The sequence below is a fragment of the Solicola gregarius genome, from assembly GCF_025790165.1.
Lineage (GTDB): Bacteria > Actinomycetota > Actinomycetes > Propionibacteriales > Nocardioidaceae > Solicola > Solicola gregarius.
The window spans coordinates 1,052,031-1,069,218 of sequence record NZ_CP094970.1 but is presented as its reverse complement, the minus strand read 5'-3'; the positions used below and the strand labels follow the sequence as shown (position 1 = coordinate 1,069,218).

General features: G+C 68.9%; 20 protein-coding genes and 1 tRNA gene. 10 read left to right on the top strand and 11 right to left on the bottom strand.

Translation table 11 applies throughout. From position 1 onward, the window contains the following. The first annotated feature begins 11 nt into the window (after positions 1–11). From L0C25_RS05370 to L0C25_RS05350, 5 genes are all read left to right on the top strand, one after another. Entirely contained in the window at positions 12–935 is a 924-nt protein-coding gene (locus L0C25_RS05370) for a uracil-DNA glycosylase (RefSeq protein ID WP_271635403.1), read from the top strand. 29 nt (positions 936–964) lie between these two features. Continuing rightward, positions 965–2,191 (top strand): class I SAM-dependent methyltransferase, encoded by a 1,227-nt coding sequence (locus L0C25_RS05365; RefSeq protein WP_271635402.1) that lies wholly within the window; start codon positions 965–967, stop codon positions 2,189–2,191. A gap of 36 nt (positions 2,192–2,227) precedes the next feature. Beyond that, a tRNA-Leu gene (locus L0C25_RS05360) sits at positions 2,228–2,301 on the top strand. Between the two features lie 245 nt (positions 2,302–2,546). Continuing rightward, a complete protein-coding gene (locus L0C25_RS05355) occupies positions 2,547–3,677 on the top strand; it encodes a sugar phosphate isomerase/epimerase family protein (protein ID WP_271635401.1) in 1,131 nt (376 codons plus the stop codon). Positions 3,678–3,702: 25 nt separating this feature from the next. Further along, complete coding sequence (locus tag L0C25_RS05350; RefSeq protein WP_271635400.1) at positions 3,703–6,255, top strand: PQQ-dependent sugar dehydrogenase; 2,553 nt, start codon at positions 3,703–3,705, stop codon at positions 6,253–6,255. A 52-nt stretch (positions 6,256–6,307) separates the two neighbouring features. Here L0C25_RS05350 and L0C25_RS05345 read toward each other — a convergent pair whose 3' ends face one another. Both L0C25_RS05345 and L0C25_RS05340 read right to left on the bottom strand, forming a co-directional pair. Next, positions 6,308–6,796, bottom strand: coding sequence for a DUF1707 domain-containing protein (locus L0C25_RS05345; RefSeq protein WP_271635399.1), 489 nt, complete (start codon positions 6,794–6,796; stop codon positions 6,308–6,310). Further along, positions 6,793–7,395, bottom strand: coding sequence for a PadR family transcriptional regulator (locus L0C25_RS05340; protein ID WP_271635398.1), 603 nt, complete (start codon positions 7,393–7,395; stop codon positions 6,793–6,795). The genes L0C25_RS05345 and L0C25_RS05340 overlap by 4 nt, the downstream gene beginning before the upstream one ends. Positions 7,396–7,564: 169 nt before the next feature. On the opposite strand from L0C25_RS05340, the gene L0C25_RS05335 reads away from it, so the two are divergent. Further along, positions 7,565–8,041, top strand: coding sequence for a sigma-70 family RNA polymerase sigma factor (locus L0C25_RS05335; RefSeq protein ID WP_271635397.1), 477 nt, complete (start codon positions 7,565–7,567; stop codon positions 8,039–8,041). Next, entirely contained in the window at positions 8,038–9,102 is a 1,065-nt protein-coding gene (locus L0C25_RS05330) for a hypothetical protein (RefSeq protein WP_271635396.1), read from the top strand. The genes L0C25_RS05335 and L0C25_RS05330 overlap by 4 nt, the downstream gene beginning before the upstream one ends. Before the next feature lie 6 nt (positions 9,103–9,108). On the opposite strand, the gene L0C25_RS05325 is transcribed toward L0C25_RS05330, so the two are convergent. Further along, positions 9,109–10,038, bottom strand: a complete 930-nt coding sequence (locus tag L0C25_RS05325) for an HAAS signaling domain-containing protein (protein ID WP_271635395.1) — start codon at positions 10,036–10,038, stop codon at positions 9,109–9,111. Further along, a complete protein-coding gene (locus L0C25_RS05320) occupies positions 10,035–10,373 on the bottom strand; it encodes a PadR family transcriptional regulator (protein WP_271635394.1) in 339 nt (112 codons plus the stop codon). Before L0C25_RS05320 ends, L0C25_RS05325 begins: the two co-directional genes overlap by 4 nt. A gap of 83 nt (positions 10,374–10,456) precedes the next feature. Between L0C25_RS05320 and L0C25_RS05315 the strand changes: the two genes are divergently transcribed. Together L0C25_RS05315 and L0C25_RS05310 are read left to right on the top strand one after the other, a co-directional pair. Continuing rightward, the gene (locus L0C25_RS05315; protein ID WP_271635393.1) at positions 10,457–11,266 is read left to right on the top strand and encodes an alpha/beta fold hydrolase; all 810 of its coding nucleotides are present in this window, start codon (positions 10,457–10,459) and stop codon (positions 11,264–11,266) included. A 60-nt stretch (positions 11,267–11,326) separates the two neighbouring features. Then, a complete protein-coding gene (locus L0C25_RS05310; protein ID WP_271635392.1) occupies positions 11,327–11,590 on the top strand; it encodes a hypothetical protein in 264 nt (87 codons plus the stop codon). On the opposite strand, the gene L0C25_RS05305 is transcribed toward L0C25_RS05310, so the two are convergent. Beyond that, entirely contained in the window at positions 11,574–11,948 is a 375-nt protein-coding gene (locus tag L0C25_RS05305) for a hypothetical protein (protein WP_271635391.1), read from the bottom strand. The genes L0C25_RS05310 and L0C25_RS05305 overlap by 17 nt on opposite strands. 134 nt (positions 11,949–12,082) lie before the next feature. Here L0C25_RS05305 and L0C25_RS05300 point away from each other — a divergent pair, with 134 nt between their 5' ends. Next, a complete protein-coding gene (locus tag L0C25_RS05300; RefSeq protein ID WP_271635390.1) occupies positions 12,083–12,271 on the top strand; it encodes a DUF5302 domain-containing protein in 189 nt (62 codons plus the stop codon). A gap of 82 nt (positions 12,272–12,353) precedes the next feature. On the opposite strand, the gene paaE is transcribed toward L0C25_RS05300, so the two are convergent. The 6 genes from paaE to L0C25_RS05270 form a co-directional block, all read right to left on the bottom strand. Beyond that, a complete protein-coding gene (gene paaE / locus L0C25_RS05295; RefSeq protein WP_271635389.1) occupies positions 12,354–13,448 on the bottom strand; it encodes a 1,2-phenylacetyl-CoA epoxidase subunit PaaE in 1,095 nt (364 codons plus the stop codon). Continuing rightward, positions 13,448–13,939 (bottom strand): 1,2-phenylacetyl-CoA epoxidase subunit PaaD, encoded by a 492-nt coding sequence (gene paaD, locus L0C25_RS05290; protein ID WP_271635388.1) that lies wholly within the window; start codon positions 13,937–13,939, stop codon positions 13,448–13,450. The genes paaE and paaD overlap by 1 nt, the downstream gene beginning before the upstream one ends. 26 nt (positions 13,940–13,965) lie before the next feature. After that, positions 13,966–14,889, bottom strand: a complete 924-nt coding sequence (gene paaC, locus L0C25_RS05285) for a 1,2-phenylacetyl-CoA epoxidase subunit PaaC (RefSeq protein ID WP_271635387.1) — start codon at positions 14,887–14,889, stop codon at positions 13,966–13,968. A gap of 7 nt (positions 14,890–14,896) precedes the next feature. Beyond that, on the bottom strand, positions 14,897–15,184 hold the full coding sequence (paaB, locus tag L0C25_RS05280) for a 1,2-phenylacetyl-CoA epoxidase subunit PaaB (RefSeq protein WP_271635386.1): 288 nt from the start codon (positions 15,182–15,184) through the stop codon (positions 14,897–14,899). Further along, the gene (gene paaA, locus L0C25_RS05275; RefSeq protein ID WP_271635385.1) at positions 15,181–16,119 is read right to left on the bottom strand and encodes a 1,2-phenylacetyl-CoA epoxidase subunit PaaA; all 939 of its coding nucleotides are present in this window, start codon (positions 16,117–16,119) and stop codon (positions 15,181–15,183) included. The genes paaB and paaA overlap by 4 nt, the downstream gene beginning before the upstream one ends. Before the next feature lie 212 nt (positions 16,120–16,331). After that, positions 16,332–17,165, bottom strand: a complete 834-nt coding sequence (locus L0C25_RS05270) for an aldo/keto reductase (RefSeq protein WP_271635384.1) — start codon at positions 17,163–17,165, stop codon at positions 16,332–16,334. Positions 17,166–17,188 lie beyond the last annotated feature (23 nt).

Sequence of the window (17,188 nt, the reverse complement as noted above, 5' to 3'; positions counted from 1 at the left end):
CGTCGTCGCGGGTGACCGACCTGCCCCATCCGCGCACGGGCGAGCTGTTCGGCTCGCCCGTGCCGGCGGGCTCGGGCTGGCCGGAAGATCCCGCAACGTCCACGACGCCGGTCGCCGACGGCCCCGCCTCCGTACGGGAGGGGGCCGCGGCGGCCGGCGATCTGCATTCCCTCGATGCGCGCATCTCCGTGTGCCAAGCGTGTCCACGGTTGGTGGGGTGGCGCGAGGACGTCGCCGTACGCAAGCGGCGCTCGTTCGCGGACGAACCGTACTGGGGGCGGCCGGTCGCCGGCTTCGGCGACGAGCGCGCACGGTTGCTGATCATCGGACTTGCGCCCGCCGCCAACGGCGCAAACCGGACCGGTCGGGTCTTCACCGGCGACCGTTCGGGCGACTGGCTGTTCGCGTCCCTGCACCGAGTCGGGCTCGCCAACCAGGCGGAGAGCACGAGCGCGGGCGATGGCCTCCGCCTTGTCGGCACGCGGATGCTCGCCACCGTACGTTGCGCGCCCCCCGCGAACCGCCCGACGACCAGCGAGCGCGACACCTGCGCGCCGTGGCTGCTAGCGGAGCTGCGGTTCGTGCTCCCGTACGTGCGCTGCGTTGTCGCACTCGGCGGTTACGGCTGGGACGCGACCCTTCGGGCGATGCGCGAGCTCGGCGTCGCGGTGCCGAGGCCGAAGCCGGCGTTCGGGCACGCCGCCCGCGTACGCCTCGGCGACGGGGCGGCGCCGGTCGAGCTGCTCGGCTGCTATCACCCGAGCCAGCAGAACACGTTCACCGGACGCCTCACCGAGCCGATGCTCGACGACGTCCTCAGCACAGCCCGCGACTTGGCGGGCATCGACCCCAACCACCCCCGTGAGCATGACGTTTCAGCCCACATCCGGCGAGAGGTGGGGCTGAAACGTCATGCCCACGGGGCGGGTGGGTGAGCGGGCGCACTCCTGGTAGACATGCGGGTATGACCGAGCGCACCGGAGTCGCCGATCGCCTGTACGGCTTGCTGGTTCGGATCTTCTCGGTCTCGCCGCCGCTCGCGATCGTCGGCTGGGACGGATCGCGGGCCGGCGCGTCGGAGGGTCCGGTCCTACGGGTGCGCTCCCGCAAGGCGATCCGACGGCTGCTCTGGTCGCCGGGCGAGCTCGGGCTGGCCAGGGCGTACGTCGCGGGTGAGCTCGACATCGACGGCGACCTCACCGAGGCGATGCGCCAACTCGCCGAGTTCGGCGCCCTCGCGCGGGCCAAGGAGTCGTTCGACGCCGTCGACCGGCGCGAGGTGCTACGTACCGCGGTCCTCCTCGGTGCTGTGGGCCCGCCGCCGAGGGCTCCTTTCGAGGAGTTCGTGCCCGGTCGCGACCAGAGCACGGAGGGGCGCGCGGTCGTGGGGATGACCCACGACGCCGAGCTGATCCGTTCGCTGCTCGGCGAGAGTCTGACCTATTCCTGCGCCTGGTGGGCCGAGGCGTCGACGCTCGACGAGGCGCAGTACGCGAAGCTCGACCGCGTCTGCAGGTCACTGGAGCTGCGTCCGGGTGCTCGGCTGCTCGACATCGGGTGCGGCTGGGGCGGTCTGCTGCTGCACGCGGCCCGGCACCACGACGTCCGCGGCGTCGGGGTGGTGCGGTCGGCCGAACGCGCCGACGTCGTACGTGCCGAAGTGTCGGCCGCCGGGCTCGACGACCGGATCGAGGTCCGTCTCGGCGGTCCGGTCGACATCGACGACGGTCCGTACGACGCGATCGCCGACATCGAGTCGCAGGACCAGTCGCCCGAGTACGCACCGGCGGTGCGGCAGCTCCTCGGCTCCGGCGGCCGCCTGCTCCAGCAGCAGATGGCGCTCGCTCGCGCCGTTCCGGACGACGCGGCGTCGTTCATGCGGTCGTACGTGCATCCGGCCACACCGTTGATCCCACTCAGCCAGACCCTCGGTGCGTGGGAAGACGCCGGTCTCGAGCTGCGGTCCGTACACAGCATGCGCGAGGACTACCCGCCGACGTTCCACGCCTGGGCCGAGAACCTCGACCGGGAGTGGGAGCGAGTACGCGCCGCGGTCGGCGAGCAACAGGCACGGGTGTGGCGGCTGTCGCTCGCGCTTGCGTCGGTCGGGTTCGAGCGCGGGCGGGTTTCGGTGTACCAGGCGCTGGCGGTGCGACCACAGGCGCACGGCGGGTCTGGGCTACTGTCCTGAGGATGCCGGCGTAGCCACGCCCGTGCGCAGGCGCCTGCCCCCGTAGCCCAATCGGCAGAGGCGGACGGCTTAAAACCGTTTCAGTGTGGGTTCGAGTCCCACCGGGGGCACACGGCCGGGGTCGGTACTCGGTATGGCGTCGGGCTCTTATCTAGATGCGTCGCTCAACATACAAAAGTGAGCTCATTTCGGTCAGGATACTTCCCTATTGAAGCGGAAGTGAGTAACGTCACGATCGACTTCAGCCGGGTGTCTGGCGGAAGTCCTCGGGGTGGCGTCGCCACCGGGCGACGTCCTCGGCCCGTGTCCGCGGGCCGTCCGCCGGGCTTCGGCCCACACGGTGCAGGGAGGCGTCATGGGTGAGCAACAGCACGACAGGGTCGAAGGTGGCAGGCGATCCCGGTTGAGTCGTCGTCGGTTCCTCGGGACCGGTGCCGCCGGAGCGGCGGCGTTGCCCGCGATGGGTACGCTCACCGCCTCGGCGCAGGCCGCCGACAAGCACGGCGGAAAGGGCCGTCGAGACCTGACCGTCGCCCCGAAACGCCGCGGCATCATCTTGTACACGGTGCGAGACGCGATCTCGCGCAAGGATAGGGCCGAGCAGGACCCCGACACCGGTCGGCCGCTTCGCGGCGGGTTCCGCGGGGTGTTCGAGACGCTGTCGCGGATCGGGTACCGCGAGGTCGAGTTCGCCGGCTACGACCAGGGTGAGAACGGTCCGATCACGCCGAGGCAGCTCCGGCGCCTGCTGGACGACAACGGGCTGGTGGCCAACGGCAACCACGGTTCGGTTCCCGGCGAGATAAACGCGGAGACGATCGCGCAGTTCGAGCAGGACCTCGACACTGCGGAGACCCTCGGGCTCGCACACATGGGCACCGGCGGCGACCCGACCTCGTCGAGCTACAAGGAGGACTGGGACAAGGCCGCCGATGTGTGGAACTTCTGGGGTGAGCGGGCGGCTGCGCGCGGCATCAAGCTGTACACGCACAATCACCACGACGCGTACGGCTTCCTGCTCGACAGCGGGCCCCAGGATGACCAGGGCCGCCCGACGCGATCGTCCGGGATCCGCAAGCTGGAGTACTTCTTCGACCTCGCCGATCCGGACTACGTGCACTTCGAGATGGACATCTTCTGGGCGTACGTCGCGCAGTTCCGCTGGGTCGACTACACCGATCCGGACGGCGTGAGCCGGCGCAGCATCTTCGACCCGATCGACGTGGTCCAGGCGCAGCCGCACCGCTTCCCGCTCTTCCACGTCAAGGACGGAGCCTCCAACCCGGAGAGCGACGACGGCTACGACATGGTGCCGGCGGGCACCGGTGACGTTCCGCTCAAGCGGCTGTTGGACGTCATCGAGCAGCAGGGGTTCCATCACCCCAACTACGAGCAGGACAACGCCGGGGGAGGCGACGAGGACCCGAGCCAGTCGTTCCGGTTCGCCGAGCTGAGCTACCGCAACATCGCCAAGTGGCGCGACTGAGTCGAGAGTCTGGAGCAGACAACGAATGAGCCGAATCGGACGTACCCGACCCCGCACACTGATCGCCGCGCTCGGCGTCGCTGCGGCGATGACGACGGCGTTCCTGACGGGCGGCCCGGCAACGAACGCGACGAACGCGGCCGACGAAGCCGCGAAGCCGCCGGCCGCGAAGAACTGGGACAACTACGAGAAGGTCACGCTGACCAAGCACGTCGGCGAACCGATCGACCTGGCCGTGCTGCCGGACAGCCGGGTGCTGCACACTGCGCGCAGCGGTGAGCTCCGCCTCACCGATCCCGACACCGGTCTGACGAAGATCGTGAACGACCTCGACGTCTACAACAACTCGGAGATGGGGTTGCAGACGGTCACTCTCGCGCCCGAGTTCAAGAAGAACCACTGGGTGTACGTGTACTACTCGCCGAAGCGCATGACGGGCAAGTACCCGAAGACGACGCCGACCGGCAGCGCACCGACCACTCTCCCGGACGGCAAGACCGACGCGTACTGGAAGCGTTGGAAGGGGTACGACCAGCTGTCCCGGTTCAAGTGGAACCCGAAGACGGACAAGCTGAAGCTGTCCACCGAGCAGCGGATCATCAAGGTGGAGACGAACCGCGGCCAGTGCTGCCACGTCGCCGGTGACGTCGACTTCGACGCCAAGGGCAACCTCTACCTGTCGACCGGTGGGAACACGCCGGCCGGCGCCGACGGGTACACCCCGATCGACGACAGCCCGCGACACAACCCGGGCGACGACGAGCGCCGCGGGTCGGGCAACAGCAACGACCTGCGTGGCAAGATCCTGCGGATCCACGTGCAGAAGAACGGGTCGTACACGATCCCGAAGGGCAACTTGTTCCCGAAGAACAAAAAGAAGACCCGTCCGGAGATCTACGTGATGGGTCTGCGCAACCCGTACCGGATGACGGTCGACAAGGCGACCGGTGCCGTCTCGTGGGGCGACTACGGGCCCGACGCGGGCGCGGCCAAGGCCAAGCGGGGCCCGATGGGGTACGTCGAGTGGAACGTCACCACCAAGGCGATGAACTCCGGTTGGCCGTACTGCACGGGCGACAACTCACATCCCTACTTCGACTACGACTTCAAGACCGACAAGCCCGGCAAGAAGTTCAACTGTGCGGCGCCGGTCAACGACTCGCGCTGGAACGACGGGTTGAGAAAGCTGCCCCCGTCTGTGCCGGCGGACCTGTGGTACGGCGACGACAAGGACGACCAGCCGTGGCCGAAGCTGACCGAGCTGGGGGGCGAGGGTCAGGCGCCGATGGCGGGACCGCGTTACCACTACAGCAAGAAGGACCCGAAGACCGCGTTCCCGAAGTACTGGGACGGAAAGTGGTTCTTCGGAGAGTTCTCCCAGGACTACCTGGCGGCGTTCACGACCAAGAAGGCGGAGGGGCCGGTGACGAGGATCGAGAGCCTGCTCCCGAACTCGGCGCTGAGTACGAACGGCCAGCCGATCAACGACAACCCGATGGATCTGGAGTTCGGCCCGGACGGGTCGTTGTACGTACTCGACTACGGTGACGGCTTCTTCACCGAGAACCCGGACGCCGGCCTGTACCGCATCGACTACGTGACGGGGAACAAGCGTCCCATCGCGCGCGTCACGGCCGACCCGACCTCGGGTGGCGCAGCGCCGCTGGAGGTCGCCTTCGACGCCTCGGCATCGACCGATCCCGAAGGTGCCGACCTCAAGTACGAGTGGGACTTCGACGGCGACGGCACGTTCGACGGCACCGGTGCGAAGACGAACCACACGTACGAGAAGAACGGTCAGGTCGATGCGCGGGTTCGGGTGAGTGATCCCGACGGCGCGTTCTCGATCACCTCGGAGCAGATCACGGTCGGCAACACCGCGCCGACCGTCACGCTGGACACGCCGGCGAACGGAGGGTTCTTCGACTGGGGCGACAGCATCGCGTACCAGGTCAAGGTGACCGATCCCGAGGACGGCGACTCTCCGGAGTGCGACCGGGTGCAATGGACGACGGCGCTCGGCCACAACCAGCACGCGCATCCGATCACCCAAGGCTCGGGTTGCTCCGGTGACATCCCGCTGGCCATGGACGGCGGGCACGGCGAGACCGAGAACGTGTTCGGAGTGATCGGGGTGACGTACACCGACAACGGCGCCAACGGCGTGCCGGGTGCGACGGGCGAGACGCAGATCATCTTGAACCCGAAGCACCAGGAGGGCGAGCACGCCGATGAGCTCGAGGGTGTGACGATCAGCGACGACCAGGACGCCTCCGGTCTACGCAAGCTCACGTCGTTCGGCGCGTCCGACTGGATCGCGTACGACCCCGTGAGCCTGTCCGGAATCGACAGCGTCAGTACGACGGCATCGGGCGAGGGCACGCTGTCGTTGCGCTGGGGTGCCTCGGACGCGGAGCCGTTCGCAACCGTCGACGTCCCGGCCGGCGACGGTTGGCAGACGGTGGACACCGAGCTGACCGATCCGCCCACGGGTAGCGACAAGCTCTACGTGACCTCGACGGGCGGCGTTGACGTGGACATGTTCATGTTCAACGGCGCGGGAGTCGGCGGGGAGTGACGGACACGACGGGCGGGCGGGCTGTACGACGCCCGCCCGTCGTGTCCGACGGTCATCGCCAACCGGCGTAGCGGTGCCACTGGTGGTGGCGGTTGCGGTGCCACTTGAACCGGTGCCCCTTCATCCAGACGATCCACGCGGCGATGATGACCACGAACCACGGGATCCGCGTGGCGATCGCGAGGGCGATTGCCAGCCCGACCACGAGAATGCCGGCGACGCGATACCAGCCGGTCCAGGGCCCGCGGGCCTCGTACGCGGGTGCCGCGCGCGGTGCGCGTTCGGGTTCCGCGGCGCCCGTCGGACCGGGCGCGGGTAGGTCGGCGAACAGCGGCTTCAGCGCGCCGGATGTCCGGGCCTCCCAGGCGACGGCCGTACGCTCGTCGTACTCGGACTTGTCGATCCGGCCGGCCGCGAAGTGCTCGCCGAGTGCGGCGACGGCCGCCTCGCGCTCCTGGTCGCCGATGCGGAGCTCGCCGCTCATGGCCCTCTGGTCGCGCTCGTAGAGCCGCTCGTTCCTCGCTCTCTCCTCGCCGCTCATGGCCGCGGATCCCCGTCGGCGAGCAGGCCGTACAGCCGGCGTCGCGTGTCCGCCAGGATGGTGGCCGCCTCGGCCTGCTGTTCGGGGCTTCCGGTCGTGGCCACCTGCCAGAGCGCGCCCATCACCTGACCGATGGCCGGCCGCAGGTCGGACAGGGTGTCGGCCTCCTCGGCATCGTCGTCGAACGGGCTCCAGGTGGCGGCGAGCTCCTCCGGATGCGACTCGACGTACGCGCGCCCCTCGTCGGTGAGGCCGCTCTGTCGACGGCCGTTGACGGTGGTGCTCTCGACGAGCCCTTCGTCCTCGAGCTGCTGCATGGTCGGATAGACCGATCCCGGGCTCGGCTTCCAGGCACCGCCGGTACGCTCCGCGATCCGGTTGATGACCTGGTACCCGTTCATCGGCTCCGCCGACAAGACGTCGAGGATGGCCGCGCGTACGTCGCCCCGCCGCACCTTCGGTCCGCTCGGACCGGGGCCGCGTCCGCCGCCGAGCAGACCGGCGAGCCACGGTGGCGGACCCCCGTGCCGCCACCGTGGGTCGCCGCCCCACTGACCGTGTCCCCATGGGCCGCCCCACGGGCCGTGTCTCCCGTTCATGCCTACCTCCACCTACGTACCGACCTGTCGCGATGTGTTGACGATATATCGCGATTGTTCGGCAGGCAAGTCGCACCGAGATCCTGCGCGGGTTCGTGGCATCCTTTTGGCCGGGTCACGGGTACGTCAGGGCATGAAGACCGAAACAGCCGCCACGAGGAGCTCGCCGGTGAGCGACGACGCCGAGTTCGCCGCCATGTTCCAAGGGCATGCGACGCGGGTCGTCCGGCTCGCCGCCCTGCTGGGCGCCGACGACCCGGAGGACGTGGCGCAGGAGGCATTCTGTCGTCTGTATGCCGCCCGTGACCGAGTCGACGACCGCGCCGTCGCGTACCTGAATCGGATCGTCGTCAACGAGGTACGCAGCCGACATCGTCGCAACCAGACCGCGAGACGCGCGCGGCTACAGCTGGTGGAGCTGCCCACGCCGATCGAGCACGCCGGCGCGTACGCCGAGCGCAGTGCCGTGATCGACGCGATCAACACGCTGCCCTCGCGTAAGCGCGAGGCGCTCGTGCTGCGGTACTGGCTCGATCTGCCCCTCGCCGAGATCGCCGACGCAATGGGCGTACGCCTCGGCACCGTCAAGTCTTTGCTTTCGCGGGGCCTCGATGCCCTTGCGAACGAACTGGGAGAAACGCGATGAACACCGAGGATCGTCTGCGCACGGAACTGCGAGAGACCGCCGAGCGACGGAACGTCGACGTCGACGCGTTGTACGCCGCGACGCTGGAACGCATCGAGTCGCCGGTGAAGCCGCGAGGTCGTCACCGGGCGGTGCTGATCGCGGCGACGGCGGCGGCGGTCGTGGGCATCGCCGCCGGTGGGCTGTGGCTGGACGACGAGCTCGTCGGACCGGGTGCTTCGATGTCACCGGCCGGTCAGGGGCGACCGATCCAGCGTCCGGTCACCAGTGGTGGGCCCGTCGACAAGGAGTTCAGCTGCGCGCACACCACGAGCACGAACGGCGCGGAGGGCGATCCGATCAACGTTGCGCTTCCGGCGCTGCACCACATGGGTATCGAGCGGTCGTTGTTCGAGCAGCACGGCGAGACCGGCACCCTGCGGCTCGGGCCGGATGACGGCACGATGAGCGCGAAGCTCGAGGTCCGTAAGGACGACGGCGGCTGGTTCGTCGATCGACTCGAGCGCTGTACCGGCCCACAGGGCACGTACGTCCCGGTGCCCGGACTCCTCGAGCTCGGGCCACACGGCCGTGAGATGCCGACACCGCTCGAGCCGACCGGCGGGGAGCCGAAACCGACGAGTTCGATCGTCGCGGTCGACGATCGGCCGTACTACAACAGGTTCGGCGTCATCGACCATCGGACCTACTACGCGTACGAGACCGAGTCGGGCGTCCTGGTCGCCGACTACCAGGACTCCTACCGTGCCCCCAAGTTCGCCGAATACTCGAGCTACTTCGGGCTCGCCCGGCATGACCGCCCGCTCGACGATGGCTTCAACTTCGTGCCGAACGACTACTCGGGGCCGCGCAAGGACTTCGCCTTCGTCGTGTACTACTCGACCGCCCCAGACACGCTGACCGCCGAGCTGAAGGACGGCACCACGATCGAGGCCGACCAGATCCGCGGCGACGACTGGCGGGGCACTCTGTACGCGGTGCTCGCACCGCCGGACCAGGTCGATCGGTTCGTCCTGACGCGCGATGGTGAGACGACGTCGTACGAGCCGGGTGAGCTGTAGGCGGCGCTAGCGCCGCGCCTCGCGGAAGCGCTTGGCGATCTCGACGGCGCCGATGATCAGCACGATCACCGCCGCCGCGGACCACCACGAGTCGGGCGCCACCTGGTCGTCGCCGACGGCCGCGACGAACTCGGGGTTGAGCAGCCGCTGGTCGTAGAACAGCCAGGCGAGCGGCAGCGCGACGGCGGCCTGCGCGGCGGCGTACCAGGCGACCAGCGGGACGGACCAGGCTCTGCGCCGGATCCGGATGATCTCGAGGACGACGATCGCTGCGAACCCCGCCAGGATCGGCCAGATCCAGCCCGACCAGAGTTCCGGGTCGAGGATCGTGAGGCGAGTGTCGCCGTCGTGATACGGCTCGGCCGAGTACTGCCAGAGGATCAGCACCAGCAGCGAAGCGTTCCAGGCGGCCGAGGCGCAGGCGCCGGTGCTGGCGCGATCGGACCGGCGCACGCGCGGAAGTCGGTCCGGCGTCCAGATGTCGGGGAGGCGGCCACGTACTTGGAGGCGATCCATCACGGCGAACACGACGGTCAGCCAGGCGATCATCTGGGCGCCGACCGTGATGATCGTGTCGAGTCCCGCTTCCACCGCCGAGCCCGCGTCGTTGTGGTCGACGATCTCTACGATCACCGAGACCGCGGTCACGAGCGGGAGCACGGTCGACAGCAGCAGCGTCAGGACCCTGACGTACGTGGGATAGAGCGCCGGGCCGATCAGCGCGAGCGGCCGGCCGGTGTAGCGGGCCGCGAGCCGGATCGGGTCGCCGAGCTCGGTGATCACCGTTCGCTCGGCGGTCTCGTGGTCGTCGTCTCGGGCATCGATGGTGTCCGCGATCGTGGTGTGCAGCTCCGCGGCGACGTCATCGCGCTGGTCGGCCGGAATCCGGCGGACCACCGCGTCGACGTAACGATCGGTGAGTGTCTCGGTGGTCATCGGTCCTCCTTGGTCAGCCGGGCCATGGAAGCGGCGAGTTCGCTCCACTCCTCGGTCAGCCGCGTACGTACGCGCGCGCCCTCGGCGCTCGTCCGGTAGAACTTGCGTGGCCGGGACTCGTCGGTGTTCCACTCGCTGCTCAGCAGGCCCTGCTTCTCCAGGCGACGAAGCAACGGGTACAACGTGTTGCCGTCAACGGCGATGCCGGCATTGTCCAGCGTCTCCAGCAGCGCGTACCCGTACGACGGCGCATCGAGCAGTGCGAGGCACGCGAGCATGACAGTGCCGCGCCGCAGCTCCTGGCTCTGGCTCGCGATCAGGTCCTCGTAGCCCATGTCGCACACGATACTGTGTGTCACACACTAATGTCCACTACACCAGCGAGACCGCTGCCCGGACGGCCGGATAGCCTCGCGTCGTGGCAACTGCGCGAGCGTCCGATGGGGCTGCGATCCACTACGACGTACGCGGCGATGGCGAGCGCTCGCTGTTGCTGCTCGCCGGGCAGTCCAACGACCATCGCTGGTGGGACTCGGTACGCGCCGACTTCGACGCGCGGTTTCGTACGATTGCGGTCGACTGGCGAGGCACGGGTGCCAGCGACAAGCCCGCCGACGACTCGTACTCCACCACCCGCTTCGCCGACGACGCGTTGGCCGTGCTCGATGACCTCGGCATCGCGCGTACGCACCTGTACGGCACGTCGATGGGCGGTCGCGTCGCACAGTGGCTCGCGGCCGGGCATCCCGATCGGGTTGACCGGCTCGTTCTCGGCTGTACGTCGCCGGGTGGCCGACACGGCTTCGAACGCAACGGTGCCGTCATCCGGTCGCTCACCCAGCCCGATCGGGACGCGGCACGGCGGGCACTACTCGAGCTGATGTACACGCCGGGCTGGCTCGCGACGCATCCGGGCCCGCACTACACCGTCGGCGATCCAGGCATGACACCGCACGCGCGCAGCGGACACCTCAAGGCGAGCCGCCGCCACGACTCCTGGGACCTCCTGCCCGACATCGCCGCGCCGACCTTGGTCGTGCACGGCACCGACGACAAGCTGAGCCCCGCTGCCAATGCCACCCTCATCGCCGGCCGCATCGCCGACGCACGTGCGGAGCTCATCGACGGCGCGCGCCACGCGTACTTCGAGGAGTTCCGCGCCGTCGCGAGCCCGCTCGTCGTGGAGTTCCTCGAGGGCCGCGGGCCGGCCAGGTCGGCGTACAGTTGAGGACATCCCGGTCAGACGTCGCGCCATCGAGGTGTGTCGTGGCCGGCCTTCGGAGGCGACATGACCAGCACTGTCCCGTCCAACTGGCGCTCACGCGTACGTCCTGAGACCCCGGCGTACGCGGCGTGGGCGCCCAGCGAATCCAGCTCGAGCCGAGCGATCCTCGCCGAGCTTCGGGGGCAGGGATTCGTCGCGCAGATCGGCTCTCGAGCCGTACCCGCCGGCAACTTCGAGGTGTGCTACCTCCGTGACCAGCAAGCCCGGGTAGAGGAGATCATCTTGGGCCTCGACCCGGAGGCGACGAGGCTCACGGTCGGCCGCTGAGCCGGAGCACGGGACGCAGCCGGTCCGGGCTGACCGGTACGTCGAGCCGGAACGGCGTACCCCAGTCGGCCTCGTACCCGAGATCGACGTTCTTGACCGTGACCGTCGCCGGCCCGGCCTCGACGATCTCGACGGCGATCGGCTCATCGCGCCCGTCGATCGTGAGCAGCCAACGCTCCGCGAGGTAGCGGAGCCCGGCCGCCTCGATCGCAGCCTCGGCGTCGAACTCGTCGACGCCCTCGGCGAGCGGATAGCCGAACAGCGTGTACGCGGCGTACTCGCCGTCGCAACCGGCGACGTACCCGATGAGCTCGTCGTCCTCGTTACGTCGGTGCTCGCGCCACTCGTTCGGAACCATGCGCAGACCGTACGTGTCCGCGGTGGAGTCGCGCGAACGAATTTGCATGGCCCCCGCGGGGAATTCGTGCCATGGTGAGAGGGTCGACGGGAAGTCGACGAGCAGCTGGAGCCGTCGCAGAGAGGGGACCTGTCGTGAACGACCAACCCGCGCCACAGGAAGACATCAAGGCGAAGTTCCGCGAGGCGCTCGACAAGAAGAACGAGCACCATCACGCCACCGCCGAAGGCGCCGAGCACGACGGGTCGGAGAAGTCCCACGGGGCGTCCGAGCCGACCCAGACACCGATGTTCCGGCGCAAGAGCGCGGGCGGGGGCGCCTAGTTTCGCCGCGCCCAGATCTGGGCCCGAACGGCCCGAAGCTCGCGTCGAAACGGTCCGTAACGGCCCGAATCTCGAGGAGCGGTCAGGCGTCGTAGTCGACCGTGACCTCGTCGCTGACCGGGTACGACTGGCAGGTCAGTACGAATCCCGCATCGACCTCGTCGTCCTCGAGGGCGTAGTTGCGGCGCATATCGACCTCGCCGTCGGTCACCTGTGCTCGACACGTACCGCAGACGCCGCCCTTGCAAGCGAACGGCAGATCCGAGCGCTGACGCTGGGCGGAGTCGAGCACCGGCTGCGAGCGCGGCAAGGCGAGCGTCGACGAGCGCCCGTCGAGTCGCACAGTCACTGCGCTCGTCGGCTCGTCCGATCGCGGCTCCTCATGCTGTACGGGAGCGGGCGGGGCCTCGCCGGCGAAGAACAGCTCCTGGTGGATACGGTCCTTGCCAACACCCCGAGCGGCGAGCACCTCGCGTACGTCGAGGACCATGGCGTACGGCCCGCACAGCCAGAAGCCGTCGACGGCATCGACCGGGACCAGTGCGTCGAGCAGCGCGGCGACCCGCTCGCCGTCGAGGCGACCGGAGAACAGCTCCACCTCGCGCGGCTCGCGCGAGAGCACGTGCATCAGCTCGAGCCGCGAACCATGCGCGTCCTTCAGGTCTCCGAGCTCCTCGGCGAACATCACCGTATTGGTGCGGCGGTTGCCGTACAGCAGGGTGACGTGGGCATCGGACTGTGCGAGCAGCGACGATGCGACCGACAGCACCGGCGTGATGCCGGAGCCCGCCGCGATCAGGACGTGCCGCCCGCCGGAGCTCGGCTCGGCCGTGAACGAACCGAGCGGCGTCCCCACCTCGATCACGTCGCCGGCGCGCACCTCATGCACCAGCCACTGCGAGAACATCCCGTCCGGCACCTCGCGTACGCCGACGCGCGGCCGGGATCCCGCCGAGGCACAGATCGAGTACGAACGGCGCTCCTTCTGCCCGTCGACCGTGCGGCAGAGCGTGAGGTACTGGCCCGGTGCGAAGTCGTACGCGTCGGCCAGCTCGGGTGGCACGTCGAACGTCACCGCGACGGCGTCATCGCAGAGTCGCTCGATGTCCGCGACCCGCAGGTCGTGGAACTCGAGGCGCCTGCGTTTGCGGCGCGGCGGGGCGTCGGTGAGTGACATCAGAGCTCCTTGACGTGCTCGAACGGCTCGCCGCAGCTGCGGCAGCGGTGCAGCGACTTGCATGCCGTCGAGCCGAAGTGCGAGGTCTCCCGCGTGTCGGACGACCCGCAGCGCGGGCAGGTCAGCAACCGCGTCGGCAGCGACAGCGTCAGCGGCACTGGCCCGGTTGTCGCAGTCGCTCCGTGCGTCGGCGGTGAGATGCCGTGCTCATGGAGCTTGCGGCGGCCCTCGGCGGAGACCCAGTCGGTCGTCCATGCCGGATGCAGCGCGGTGCGTACGTCGACGTCGTCGAAGCCCGCACCGCGAAGTGCCGCGTCGATGTCGGCACGGATCGCGCCGATCGCCGGGCAACCGGAGTACGTCGGCGTGATCGTGACGACGAGGGTCGCGCCGTCGTACGAGACATCGCGGAGGATGCCGAGGTCATCGATGGTGACCATCGGCAGCTCGGGATCGGGAACCTGCGCGGCAACCGAACGCGCGGATTCCAACGGGGTAAGGGTATTCGTCGGCACTGCTACCACGTCCCCATCGGATGAGCGCGGGCAACGCTCTGCATCTCCGCGAGCAGGTGACCCATCGTCTCGGTATGGACGCCGTCGCGGCCGGCCTTGCCGCCGACCGACTGAGCGAACGGGGCATCCGGGCGTTCGAGGGCCGCGGCACCGAGCACCGTAGCGAGCGCGTCGTCGAACTCTGCGCGTACGTCGGTGGGATCGACTGCAGTGCCTGCGAGTGACGACTCCACCGGGTGGGTGTCGAAGAGCTCGCCGACGTACGGCCAGCTTCGTGCAAGGCCATCGACCATCCGGCGGCGTGACTCGTCGGTGCCCTGTGCGAGCGTGACCAACCAGCGCGCGGCATAGTCACGGTGGTACGTGAGCTCCTTGACTCCCTTGGCCGCGACCGCCGCCAGCACCGGGTCCGACGACTCGCGGAGGCGCTGCAGGATGCCCAGACGCCAAGCGGAGAAGCAGAACAGCCGTGCGGTCGAGGCGGCGAAGTCGCCGTTCGCGGCCTCGACCAGTCGTACGTTGCGGAACTCGCGCTCGTCGCGGAAGTACGTCAGGGCGTCCTCTGCAGGCACGGGCGAGCCGTCGGGTAGTGCCGGTACGCAGGGGGCGTCGGCCGCCGCGGCGCGGGCAAGGAGCAGGCGGGCCTGCCCGAGCAGATCGAGCCCGATGTTGGCGAGCGCGACCTCCTCCTCGAGCTCGGGCGCGTTCGTACTCCACTCGGCCAGCCGCTGCGACATGATCAGTGCGTCGTCGGCGAGCATCAGGCAGTACGCCGCGAGCGCAGTGCCGTCGACGCCGGCGGGCAGCGAGGTGTCGACGCCCGCGAGCGGGTCGTCGAAGCCGGTGCCGTACGCCCAGCGTGCGTCGTCGTCGGCCTCGGCGAGCGACTCGTACGCATTGTCAGTGTGCGTTGAGGGATCGGTCATCGCAGCCTCACATGTGGGGGACGTTCTCGGGGATGTCGTAGAACGTCGGGTGGCGGTAGACCTTGTCGGCGGCGGGCGCGAAGTACGGGTCCTTCTCGCTCGGGCTCGACGCCGCGATCGCGTCGGCGCGTACGACCCAGATGCTCGAACCCTCGTTGCGGCGGGTGAACACGTCGCGGGCGTGACGCAATGCCATCTCGTCGTCGGCGGCGTGCACCGAACCCACATGGACGTGGTTGAGGCCGCGCTTGCCGCGTACGAACACCTCGTACAGGGGCCAGTTGGCGTCGGTCATGCGGTCTCCTTCTGCTTGTGCGCAAAGGCTGTCGCGGCTTCGCGTACCCAGGCGCCGTCGTCGTGCGCCTGCTTCCGCTGCTCGATGCGCTGCGCGTTGCACGGGCCGTGACCGGTGATGACCGCCTTCAGCTCCGACCAGTCGGGTTCGCCGAAGTCGTACGACTTGCGTTCGGCGTTCCAGGCGAGGCCGGGGTCGGGGAACGTCACGCCGAGCGCATCGGCCTGGGGCACCGTCATGTCGACGAACCGCTGCCGAAGCTCGTCGTTGGTATGTCGCTTGATGCCCCACGCCATCGACTGGGCGGTGTTGGGGGAGTCGTCGTCGGGTGGCCCGAACATCATCAGTGACGGCCACCACCAGCGGTCGACCGACTCCTGCACCATCGCTCGCTGCTCGTCGGTGCCACGCATCATGCACATCAGCAGCTCGTACCCCTGCCGCTGATGGAACGACTCCTCCTTGCAGATCCGGATCATCGCGCGTGCGTACGGGCCGTACGAGCTGCGGCACAGTGGCACCTGGTTGCAGATCGCCGCACCGTCGACGAGCCAGCCGATCACGCCGACGTCGGCGAACGTCGGCGTGGGGTAGTTGAAGATCGAGGAGTACTTCTGGCGGCCGGTGATCAGCTTGTCGGTGAGGTCGGCACGGTCGGCGCCGAGCGTCTCGGCCGCGGAGTAGAGGTAGAGGCCGTGGCCGGCTTCGTCCTGAACCTTCGCCAGCAGGATCGCCTTGCGACGCAGCGACGGCGCGCGGGTGAGCCAGTTGCCCTCGGGCTGCATCCCGATGATCTCGGAGTGCGCATGCTGGGCGATCTGGCGGACCAGCGTCTTGCGGTAGCCGTCGGGCATCCAGTCGCGCGGCTCGATGCGCTGTTCGTGCTCGATCGTCTCGTGGAAACCGGTCTCGAGCTCCGCCTCGGCGACGGTCATGGCGTCCTCTCCTTCGCGCCAAACCGATCGTTCGGTCGGTTTGTCTACGTACGATTGTGCCGCAGTCGGCCCGCTTCAGACAACCCACACACGGTGAGGAGAGGATCCCGGCCCGCTCGCGAGAGAGTTCCGGCCCCGTGACGAGAGAGTTCCGGCCTCGGGGCGGGCCCGGATCCTCTCCTCAGAGGGCCGGAATTCTCTCGTCGGCGTGGTCAGAACTCCTCGTGGGTGTCGGGGTCGCCGCCGATCCGCCCGTCGCGGTCGAGCTCGGCGATCGCCTCGAGGTCGTCGGTCGTCAGCGAGAGGTCGACCGCTGCGAGATTCTGCCGCATCCGCTCGGGATCCGCCGACTTCGGGATCGGAACCGCGCCGACGGCGAGATGCCAGGCGAGGACGACCTGTCCGGGCGTCGCCTCGTGTGCGTCCGCGATCTTCGCGACGACGGGCGAGCCGAGCAGGTCGGAACCACGTCCGAGCGGGCTCCAGCTCTGCGTCACGACGCCCTTGCCGCTGTCGTACGACCGCTGGGCCGCCTGCGGGAACAGCGGATGGAGCTCGATCTGGTTCACCGCGGGTACGACGTCGGTCTCGGCGATCAGCCGGTCGATGTGAGCGCCGGTGAAGTTCGAGACCCCGATCGACCGGACGAGACCGCGCTCGCGCAGCGCGACGAACGCCCGCCAGGACGCGACGTACGCACCGACCCGGGGCAGCGGCCAGTGAATGAGATAGAGATCGACGTAGTCGAGACCGAGCCGCTTCAGCGACTCCTCGCAAGCCCGCAGCGCCGAGTCGTAGCCGTGCTCGTCGCCGCGGAGCTTCGTCGTCACGAACAGCTGCTCGCGCGGCACATCGCTCGCCGCGATCGCGCGGCCGACCGCGTCCTCGTTCTCGTAGCGCGCCGCCGTGTCGATCATCCGGTAGCCCGAGTCGATCGCAGTGCGTACCGCCGTCGAGCCCTCGTCGCCCTTCAGCGGCCACGTACCGAAGCCGATCGCGGGGATCGTGCGTCCGTCGTTCATCTCGATCGAGGCAACGTCAGTCATCGGGCCAGCGTACGACGTGTGCC

Excerpts from the sequence above, each read along its gene's own strand:
- L0C25_RS05345 (WP_271635399.1), bottom strand. The coding sequence starts at position 6,796 with ATGAGCGGCGAGGAGAGAGCGAGGAACGAGCGGCTCTACGAGCGCGAC.
- L0C25_RS05310 (WP_271635392.1), top strand. The coding sequence starts at position 11,327 with ATGACCAGCACTGTCCCGTCCAACTGGCGCTCACGCGTACGTCCTGAG.
- L0C25_RS05320 (WP_271635394.1), bottom strand. The coding sequence starts at position 10,373 with ATGGGCTACGAGGACCTGATCGCGAGCCAGAGCCAGGAGCTGCGGCGC.
- paaE (WP_271635389.1), bottom strand. The coding sequence starts at position 13,448 with ATGTCACTCACCGACGCCCCGCCGCGCCGCAAACGCAGGCGCCTCGAG.
- L0C25_RS05365 (WP_271635402.1), top strand. The coding sequence starts at position 965 with ATGACCGAGCGCACCGGAGTCGCCGATCGCCTGTACGGCTTGCTGGTT.
- L0C25_RS05355 (WP_271635401.1), top strand. The coding sequence starts at position 2,547 with ATGGGTGAGCAACAGCACGACAGGGTCGAAGGTGGCAGGCGATCCCGG.
- L0C25_RS05305 (WP_271635391.1), bottom strand. The coding sequence starts at position 11,948 with ATGGTTCCGAACGAGTGGCGCGAGCACCGACGTAACGAGGACGACGAG.
- L0C25_RS05350 (WP_271635400.1), top strand. The coding sequence starts at position 3,703 with ATGAGCCGAATCGGACGTACCCGACCCCGCACACTGATCGCCGCGCTC.
- L0C25_RS05325 (WP_271635395.1), bottom strand. The coding sequence starts at position 10,038 with ATGACCACCGAGACACTCACCGATCGTTACGTCGACGCGGTGGTCCGC.
- L0C25_RS05340 (WP_271635398.1), bottom strand. The coding sequence starts at position 7,395 with ATGAACGGGAGACACGGCCCGTGGGGCGGCCCATGGGGACACGGTCAG.
- paaA (WP_271635385.1), bottom strand. The coding sequence starts at position 16,119 with ATGACCGTCGCCGAGGCGGAGCTCGAGACCGGTTTCCACGAGACGATC.
- paaC (WP_271635387.1), bottom strand. The coding sequence starts at position 14,889 with ATGACCGATCCCTCAACGCACACTGACAATGCGTACGAGTCGCTCGCC.
- paaB (WP_271635386.1), bottom strand. The coding sequence starts at position 15,184 with ATGACCGACGCCAACTGGCCCCTGTACGAGGTGTTCGTACGCGGCAAG.
- L0C25_RS05330 (WP_271635396.1), top strand. The coding sequence starts at position 8,038 with ATGAACACCGAGGATCGTCTGCGCACGGAACTGCGAGAGACCGCCGAG.
- L0C25_RS05270 (WP_271635384.1), bottom strand. The coding sequence starts at position 17,165 with ATGACTGACGTTGCCTCGATCGAGATGAACGACGGACGCACGATCCCC.